This window comes from Streptomyces sp. NPDC058678 (genome assembly GCF_042714835.1).
Classification (GTDB): Bacteria; Actinomycetota; Actinomycetes; order Streptomycetales; family Streptomycetaceae; genus Streptomyces.
The window spans coordinates 1-8,137 of record NZ_JBHXSG010000144.1; the positions used below are offsets into that span (position 1 = coordinate 1).

At 71.0% G+C, this 8,137-nt stretch carries 7 protein-coding genes; 2 read left to right on the forward strand and 5 right to left on the reverse strand.

The genetic code is table 11. The annotated features are described in order from the left end of the window. The first annotated feature begins 259 nt into the window (after nucleotides 1-259). Nucleotides 260-1,297, forward strand: a complete 1,038-nt coding sequence (locus tag ACFWWR_RS47880) for an acyl-CoA dehydrogenase family protein (RefSeq protein WP_383873992.1) — start codon at nucleotides 260-262, stop codon at nucleotides 1,295-1,297. Between the two features lie 78 nt (nucleotides 1,298-1,375). Here the strand turns inward: ACFWWR_RS47880 and ACFWWR_RS47885 are convergent, their stop codons facing one another. Genes ACFWWR_RS47885 through sfnG form a run of 5 tightly spaced genes read right to left on the reverse strand, consistent with a single transcriptional unit; the run spans nucleotide 1,376 to nucleotide 6,733 of the window. Beyond that, nucleotides 1,376-2,521, reverse strand: coding sequence for an LLM class flavin-dependent oxidoreductase (locus tag ACFWWR_RS47885; RefSeq protein WP_383873989.1), 1,146 nt, complete (start codon nucleotides 2,519-2,521; stop codon nucleotides 1,376-1,378). Nucleotides 2,522-2,547: 26 nt separating this feature from the next. Then, on the reverse strand, nucleotides 2,548-3,732 hold the full coding sequence (locus ACFWWR_RS47890; RefSeq protein WP_384310663.1) for an SfnB family sulfur acquisition oxidoreductase: 1,185 nt from the start codon (nucleotides 3,730-3,732) through the stop codon (nucleotides 2,548-2,550). A gap of 3 nt (nucleotides 3,733-3,735) precedes the next feature. Continuing rightward, complete coding sequence (gene ssuE, locus ACFWWR_RS47895; RefSeq protein ID WP_383873983.1) at nucleotides 3,736-4,290, reverse strand: NADPH-dependent FMN reductase; 555 nt, start codon at nucleotides 4,288-4,290, stop codon at nucleotides 3,736-3,738. 56 nt (nucleotides 4,291-4,346) lie between these two features. After that, nucleotides 4,347-5,564, reverse strand: a complete 1,218-nt coding sequence (locus ACFWWR_RS47900) for an acyl-CoA dehydrogenase family protein (RefSeq protein ID WP_384310666.1) — start codon at nucleotides 5,562-5,564, stop codon at nucleotides 4,347-4,349. A 47-nt stretch (nucleotides 5,565-5,611) separates the two neighbouring features. After that, complete coding sequence (gene sfnG, locus ACFWWR_RS47905) at nucleotides 5,612-6,733, reverse strand: dimethylsulfone monooxygenase SfnG (RefSeq protein ID WP_384310668.1); 1,122 nt, start codon at nucleotides 6,731-6,733, stop codon at nucleotides 5,612-5,614. 372 nt (nucleotides 6,734-7,105) lie between these two features. Here sfnG and ACFWWR_RS47910 point away from each other — a divergent pair, with 372 nt between their 5' ends. Next, nucleotides 7,106-8,023, forward strand: a complete 918-nt coding sequence (locus tag ACFWWR_RS47910; protein WP_383873975.1) for a LysR family transcriptional regulator — start codon at nucleotides 7,106-7,108, stop codon at nucleotides 8,021-8,023. Nucleotides 8,024-8,137 lie beyond the last annotated feature (114 nt).

Genomic DNA, 8,137 nt, shown 5'->3' on the forward strand with positions numbered 1-8,137 from the left:
GCTGAAATCAGCCCGTCCGGCGTTTGAGGACGAGGCCCTTCGGGCCGAAAGCGGGGGTCTGGGGGCGCAGCCCCAGGGACGGGACGGGAAGGGGCGGCGGGGGCGGAAACCCCCTGCGAGCAGCCCGGGCTGGGCGCGGTCCAGGGTCCGCCGGACGCGTTCGAGGTAGGCCGTCGGGCCGGATTCTGGTCTCACCTCCTACACGAACGGCAGACCCCCGCATCGACACCGCGCACGACGACATCGGGAGAATTTCTCCATGACCATCGCCGCGCACCCTCACCCCCTCGTCGTCCGCGCCCGCCGGCTCGCGGACGACCTCCTCGCACCCAACGCCGAACGGGTCGACCAGGAGGGCGTGCCCGCGACCCACATCGAGGCGATCCGGCGATCCGGCCTGCTGGGGCTGAGCGCGCCGAAGGAGTACGGGGGCTCGGCGGCGCCCGCTCCGGTGGCCAGGGACGTCGCGGAGGTCCTGGCCGGGGCCTGCTGCTCGACCTGGTTCGTGCAGACGCAGCACCACACACCCGTGATGACACTGGCGAAGAGCGAAGGGCCGGTGCGGGAGCGGCTGCTGGGCTCGCTGGCCCGCGGCGAGTCGCTGTCCGGGGTGGCCTACGCCCACCTTCGCGCGTATCCCCGGACTCCGGTGCGGGTCACCCGGGAACGGGGCGGCCGACGCTTCGACGGCACCGTCCCCTGGTACACCGGCTGGGGCCTCAACGACGTGATGCTCCTCGCCGGGGTGACGGACACCGACGAGGCCCTCTTCGCCTTCACCGAGGCACGCGAGCAGCCGGGCCTGCGCGCGTCGCCGCCCCTGCGCCTCGCGGCACTCACCGCCGCACGTACGGTGTCGTTGGAGCTGGACGGCCTGTGGCTTCCCGAGGATGCCGTGGTCCTCCGGCAGCCGTACGAGCAGTGGGCCGCGGCGGACCGTACGAAGACGGTGAACGCCTCCCCGGCGGTCTTCGGAATCACCGAGACGGCACTCACCCTGCTGGACGACACCACGGCCGAGCCCCTGCGCGCCCGCCTCACCGACATCCGCGCCCGCGCCTACGCCCTGACCGACCACCCCGCGGCGGAGGAGCACCGGGAGGAGCGCCTGGCCCTGCGCACCCAGGCCTACGAGCTGATGCGCGCGGCCACCACGGCAGCCGTGGTGGCCGGCGGCGGCAGATCACTGACCCTGACGAACAGGGCCCAACGCCTGGACCGAGAGGCTCTGTTCCTCTTGGTCCAGGGCCAGACGGCTGAGTCACGCAGGGCGCACCTGAAGGCGCTGATCAGCTGAGCCCACCCGGGGCGCGGGGAACTGCGCGACCAGCCCACAGACCACCCCCACACGCCGGACGGACAGAAACCATCCCTCTCAGCCGGCGAACGGCACCTGCGCCGACGGAACTACCGGGTCGCCGTGCGGATGCCGCCACAAGCCCTGCGCGGCAAGCCGCGGCAGCACCCCCTCCCCGAACCAGTACGCCTCCTCCAGATGCGGATAGCCGGAGAAGATGAACTCCTCGATCCCCAGCGCGTGATACTCCTTGATCCGCTCGGCGACCTCCTCATGGCTACCGACCAGAGCCGTCCCCGCACCACCTCGCACCAACCCGATGCCTGCCCAGAGGTTCGGGTGGATCTCCAGCCCGTCCCGGCCGCCACCCCCGTGCAGGGCCAGCATTCGCTGCTGCCCCTCGGACTCGCTGCGGGCCAGCCCCGCCTGCACGGACTTCACGGTCTCCGGGTCGAAGCCCTGCAGCAGACGGTTCGCCTCCGCCCACGCCTGTTCGGACGTGTCGCGGGTGATCACGTGCAGCCGGATGCCGAAGCGCACCGAACGCCCCTGCTCCGCCGCCAGGCCCCGGATCCAGGCGATCTTCTCGGCGACCTGCGCGGGCGGCTCACCCCACGTGAGGTACACGTCGGCATGCCGGGCGGCCACCTCACCGGCGACGGGTGAGGAACCGCCGAAGTACACCTGCGGCACCGGGTCCGGCACGCGCGCCAGCTTCGCGTCCTCGACCTGGAGGTGCTCGCCGTGCAGATCGACGGTCTTGCCCTCCCACAAGCCCCGTACGATTTCCAGGAATTCAGCGGTACGGCGATACCGCGCGTCCTTGTCGAGGAAGTCGCCGTAGGCGCGCTGCTCGTGGCTCTCACCGCCGGTGACGACGTTGAGCAGGAGCCGCCCGCCGGTCTGCCGCTGGAAGGTGGAGGCCATCTGCGCGGCGAGCGTCGGTGAGACGAAGCCGGGGCGGAAGGCGACCAGGAACTTGAGGCGTTCGCTCTGCTGGGCGACCATCGCGGTGGTCAGCCACGCGTCCTCGCACCAGGCACCGGTGGGGGTGAGCGCACCCTCGAAGCCCAGGTCCTCCGCGGCGCGGGCGATCTGGCTCAGGTAGGCCACCGTCGGGGGCCGGTCCCGTCCTGAGGCGGTGGCCGGCGTGCCGTGGCCACCGCCGACGACATGGCGGCTGTCGCCGTTGGTGGGGAGGAACCAGTGGAAGGTGAGGGACACGTGAGGTCTCCGTTCTGGAAGATCTTCTAAAGGAGGCCGTGGCGCGGCGGCCGCGTGCCGTTCAGCACGTACCTGCCGATGTGCTGGACCTTCCAGCGGGCGGGGTCGTGCAGGGTGTGGGTGCGCGCGTCGCGCCAGTGACGGTGCAGGTTGAGGGAGCCGAGGGCGGAACGGGTGCCGGCCACCTCGAACACGGCACTCCCGGCCTCCACGGCGGTCTGCGCTGCGTGCGCCTTGGCCGCGGCGACCGCGATGGACGCCTCGGCCGCCGAGTCCTCGGTGAGGTCGGCGCGGGCCGAGTCCACGGCACGGGCGGCCTCCCGGAGAAGCGCCTCGGACGCGCGTACCTGGATGGCGAGTTCGCCGAACCGCTGGATCAGCAGCGGGTCCTCGGCGGCCGTCTCGACTCCGCTTTCGAACCAGGGACGGCTCTTGGTGCGGACGAACTCGGCGGCCTCGGCCAGAGCTCCGCCCGCGATGCCCGCGTCGATGGCGGCGTGCAGCAACTGAGCGACCGCGCCGTGGAGTTGGGGTCCCTGGAAGGTGAGGTGGTGCGGGAGAACGCGGTCGGCGGGTACCGGTACTTCCTCCAGGCGTACGGTGCCACTGGCGGTCGTACGCTGGCCCATGCCGTCCCAGTCGTCGATCACCGTGAGCCCCGGTGAGCCCCTGGGCACGAACGCCACGTGCAGGTTGTCGTCCTCGGCGCGGGCGAGCACCGGGATCCAGTCGGCGAAGAGGGCGCCGGTGGAGTAGTGCTTGACGCCGGTCAGCGTGTATGAGCCGTCGGGGCGGAATTCCAGGCGGGTGCGGATGTCCTGGACATGCCGCGTACCCGCCTCCGACTGGGCGTTGCCGAAGCGGCGCCCGCCGAGGACCTCGCCGAAGAGGAACTCCCGCTGCTCCGACGTGCCCTGACGGCGAATCACATTGACGTACACGAAGTGGCTCTGCGGGATCTGGGCGAGGCTCGCGTCGGCCGAGGCGAGCAGCCGGAAGATCTCGGCGAGGGTCTCCTGGCGTACGTCGGCTCCCCCGTGCTCGGCGGGCACGGTGACCGCGAGGAGGCCGGAGGCGGTGAGCCGGTCCAGTTCCTCTCGGGGCAGGCGGCGTTCGGCGTCCCGCTCGGACGCGGTGGCGCGGAACTCGTCGGCCAGGGCACGGGCGACGCTCAGGGCCTCCAGGTCGTCGGCGATGACTTTGACGGTCATGGGTCAGCCCGCCGCGGCCAGCAGGGGTGTACGGCCGAGGGCGGTCGAGAACTGGTCGAGCACCTGGGCGAGGGCCTCGCGCGCGGCGGGGGCGACGGTGAGGGAGCCGTCCTCGTGGGCGGTGATGTCCTTGTCGAGCGTGAACCAGCCCTGCACGATGTGTGCCGCGCCCATGGAGCTCAGCACCGGCCGCAGGGCGTAGTCGATGGCCAGCACGTGGGCGGTCGAACCGCCCGTGGCCAGGGGGAGGACGGTCTTGCCGGCGAGGGCGTACTGCGGCAGCAGGTCGAGAAGTGCCTTGAGGACGCCGGAGTAGGCCGCCTTGTAGACGGGGGTGCCGATGACGAGACCGTCGGCCCGCTCGAAGAGCTCGGTGGCCTCGACGATCGCGGGATGCCGGAAGTCGGCGCCGAGCAGGGCCTCGGCCGGGACGGTGCGGACGTCGAGCGGGATCACCTCGTGCCCCTGGGCGGCGAGGCGGCCGTCGAGGTGGCGCAGGAGCTTCGCCGTGCGGGAGGAGGCGGAGGGGCTGCCGGAGACGGACAGGACGGTGGCCATGGGTCCTCTTTCGGGGAGGAGGGGCGCCTCCGCACGGGAGGCGCCCCCGGGGGGGGTCAGGAGTACCAGGTGGGTTCGGGCAGTTCGCCTTCGAGGACCCAGCGGCCGACCTCGCGCCGCTTGTAGGCGACCGGGTCGTGGAGGGTGTGGGTGCGGACGTTGCGCCAGAAGCGGTCGAGGCCCTCCGCTGTGGCCGTGGAGCGGGCGCCGGTCACCTCGAAGATGCGGTTCGAGATCTCCAGGGCGACGTCGGTGGCGCGGGCCTTGACCGCGGCGACCCGCACCTCGAAGTCGCCGCGGCCCTGTTCGGTGACCGCGTCGGGGTCCTCGTGCAGCTTCTGCCCCTCGGCGGCGACGGTGTCGGCGAGGGCCTCGACCGCCCAGAGCTTCGCGGTGAGGTCGCCGTAGGTGTCGATGACGTACGGCTCGTCGACCGCCCGCTCGTGGCCGCCGTGCAGCCAGGATCGCGCCTTGGTGCGGGTGTAGGTGGCGGCCGTCTCCAGCGCGCCGCCCGCGATGCCGAGGTAGAAGTTGACGAAGACCAGCTGGATGGTGGGGACGTTGAGGGTGTTGTACGTACGCGGCCGGAAAACCTTGTCGACGTAACCGGCCGCCGAGGACCACGGCGTGCGTACGCCGTCGAGGGTGACGCCGCCGCTCTCGGTGAGGCGCTGGCCGATGTTGTCCCAGTCGTCGTGGAAGGTCAGGCCCTCGGAGTCGGAGGGCACGATCGCGAAGACGTGGCTGTCGGTGCCTTCCAGGACGCCTTCGAGGACGGTGACGTCGGAGACCTTGCTGCCGGTGGAGAAGGACTTGCGCCCGGTGAAGACGAGGTCGTCGCCGTCCTCGGTGACGGTCACGTCCTGGTCGCGGGGGTTGACGGCCCCGCCGAAGAACCAGCGGCCCCGGGCGGCCTCGGCCTCCACGTGCTCCCACTGTTCGCGGGTGCCGACCAGGCGGGCGGCCCAGTTCCACAGGTAGTGGTAGCCGAGGAGCTGGCCGATGGAGCCGTCGGCCTTGGCGACCTCGCGGACCACCCGGTAGGCGGTCGGCCAGTCCTGGCCCGCGCCGCCGTGCTCGGTGGGACCGAGCAGGGTGACCAGGCCGGAGTCCTTGAGGAGCCGGACCTCGGCGTACGGGGTGGCGCCGGCCCGGTCGCGTGCGGCGGCGTCGGTGGCGAGGACGGCGGCGACCTCGGCGGCGCGGGAGACCCAGTCCTCGGCGGTCCGCGGGGCGGGGCTCTTCTGCCAGTCGGTGGGCGTGACGGTGCTCATGCTGGGGTGACCTCTTTCGCAGTGCGGTGCGGAAGCTGTGGGGGTGGTCAGACGTGGGTGTGGACGGACTCGGCCTCGCTGTCCGGGAGTCGGGCCTCCAGCTCGCGCACGAGTGGCAGCACCCGGCGGCCGAAGTACTCGACCTCCTCGTGGTAGTGCAGGAAGCCCAGGAGGAAGAGGTCGACGCCGAGCTTCTTGTAGGCGACGATGCGCTCGGCGATCTGCTCCGGGGTGCCGATCAGGCCCGTGCGGAATCCGTCGTTGTACTGCACCAGATCGGCGAAGGTGGAGTCCTGCCACATGCCCTTGCCGTCGCCGGCGGACTGTCCCGCCTGCTTCACGGCGGCACCGAAGCCCTCGACCGCCTCGGTGTCGGCCTGCGCGACGATCTCCCGGAGGGTCTCGCGGGCCTCGGCCTCGGTGTCGCGGGCGATGAGAAAGCCGTTGAGCCCGAACTTCGGTGCGCGTCGGCCGACTTCGGCCGCGGACCTGTGTACGTCCTCGATCTGCTCGACGACCCCGTCGAAGTCCTTGCCGTTGGAGAAGTACCAGTCGGAGACGCGGCCCGCCATGGCACGGGCGGCGGTGGAGTTGCCGCCCTGGAAGATCTCCGGGTGCGGGCGCTCGGGGGTGTTGAGCGGCTTGGGCTTGAGGGAGAAGTCGCGCAACCGGTAGAAGTCACCGGCGAGTTCGGCGTGGTCCTCGGTCCAGATCTGGCGCAGGGCGCGGATGAACTCCTCGGAGCGGCGGTACCGTTCGTCGTGCTCCAGCCAGGGCTCGCCGAGGGCGGTGAACTCGCCCTTGAACCAGCCGGAGACGACGTTGACGGCGAAGCGCCCCTTCGACAGGTGGTCGTTGGTGGCGCCGAGCTTGGCCAGGACGCCGGGGTGCCACAGGCCGGGGTGGACGGCGGCGATGACCTTCAGGCGCTCGGTGGCGAGCAGCAGGGCGAGGCTGAAGCTGGTCGACTCGTGCTGGTACTCGGCGCCGTAGCTGGCCATGTAGCGGACCTGACTGAGCGCGTAGTCGAAGCCGTTGTTCTCGGCGAGGACGGCGAGTTCGCGGTTGTAGTCGTATCCCCAGTCGGTGCGCTGCTCGATCTTGCTGGTGACGAGGCCGCCGCTGACGTTGGGGACCCAGTAGGCGAATTGGAGGGGCGCTGCGGGCATGCGGGACTCCTGTTGCGGAATGGGGACTCACGCTGAATTCGAAAGGCATGCGTGACAGCCGAATTCAGGCGGTGAGGTGAAAACGCGGCACATGACTGTCCGGTGACAGCAGGAGGTGCGGCGTGGAAAGGAGACGGCGGCGGATCGGAGGGATCAGGCCGCGCAGCAACAGGAGGCGCTGGAGACGCGCGCGAGGTCGACATGGCGTCGCCGCGTGAGGTCCAGTCGCATCTTCATGCCGTCGATCGTCGCAGTCGGCCGCGACGGCCGTCAAGGAAAACCCGACCGGTCTCGTATCGCGGACCATTGGATTTCACGAACGTGTGACAGGGAAACCCTTGAACGGCCCGTGAAATCCCGCATTCTGCTGGGGTGCGCACCGAACAGCTGGAATACATAGCGGCGGTGACACGGCTCGGTTCCCTGCGCCGCGCGGCGGAGGAACTGCGCCTGTCACAGCCCGGGTTGAGCGAGACCGTCAGAAACCTCGAGCGGGAGCTGGGAGTCGACCTCCTGGAGCGCAAACGGTCCGGGGCGACGATGAGCGCGGAGGGCCGGGAGCTGCTGCCCTACATCGTCCATGTGCTGGAGGCGGTGGACCGGCTGCGGGTGGCGGCCGGCGAGCAGCACCGCATCAGCCGTATGGTGCGCGTCGGCACGGTGAACGCGGCGACCGTTCCGCTGCTCGTCCCGGTGGTCCGCGAGTTCCGCGCGGCGCATCCGGTCACCCAGGTCGAGGTGGTGGGCGCACAGCAGGCGGAGATCCACCGGTCCCTGTCCGAGGGCGCATTCGACCTCGGACTGGTCAACCACCTGGAGGGCGACGACGTGCCCGCCGGCGTCGAGTCGACGCAGTTGCTGCGTGGCCGGCCGGTCGTGTGTGTGCGCCCCGACAGCCCGCTCGCCTCGCGGGCGGCGGTGACGGTGGACGACCTGCTCGCCGGGCCCCTGATCGCGATGCGCTCCGGCTACGTCATGCACCGCTACGTCCATCGGCTCCTGGACGGCCGCGCCCCGTCCTTCTCGTACTCCACCGACGGCGCCGAGATGGGCAAGCTGATGGTCGCCGAAGGGCTCGGGGCGACGGTCCTGCCGGACTTCAGCGTGGCCGGGGATCCGCTGGAGCGGCTCGGCACGATCACCTACCGGCCCATCGAGGGCGACACGACCCGGGTGCTGCTGATGCTCCAGCGGCGCAAGGCCGAATCGGTTCCGCGGGCGGCGCAGGACCTGCACGAGGTGTTCGTACGCCGGGCCCGGGAGCTGGGCGGAACGCTCAGCGAGCGCTGATCCCGCCCGCTCCGGACAGGCCCTAGTTGTATTGACCCGCAGCGTTGTTCACACGGCTGATGGGTGGCTTGCCTCCGAGTGCGGTGTGGCAGCGGTGGTGGTTGTAGGTGTGCA

Bases quoted from the DNA above. Each gene is read 5' to 3' on its own strand.
- ACFWWR_RS47890 (WP_384310663.1), bottom strand. From the start codon at position 3,732: ATGACCGTCAAAGTCATCGCCGACGACCTGGAGGCCCTGAGCGTCGCC.
- sfnG (WP_384310668.1), bottom strand. From the start codon at position 6,733: ATGCCCGCAGCGCCCCTCCAATTCGCCTACTGGGTCCCCAACGTCAGC.
- ACFWWR_RS47880 (WP_383873992.1), top strand. From the start codon at position 260: ATGACCATCGCCGCGCACCCTCACCCCCTCGTCGTCCGCGCCCGCCGG.
- ACFWWR_RS47900 (WP_384310666.1), bottom strand. From the start codon at position 5,564: ATGAGCACCGTCACGCCCACCGACTGGCAGAAGAGCCCCGCCCCGCGG.
- ssuE (WP_383873983.1), bottom strand. From the start codon at position 4,290: ATGGCCACCGTCCTGTCCGTCTCCGGCAGCCCCTCCGCCTCCTCCCGC.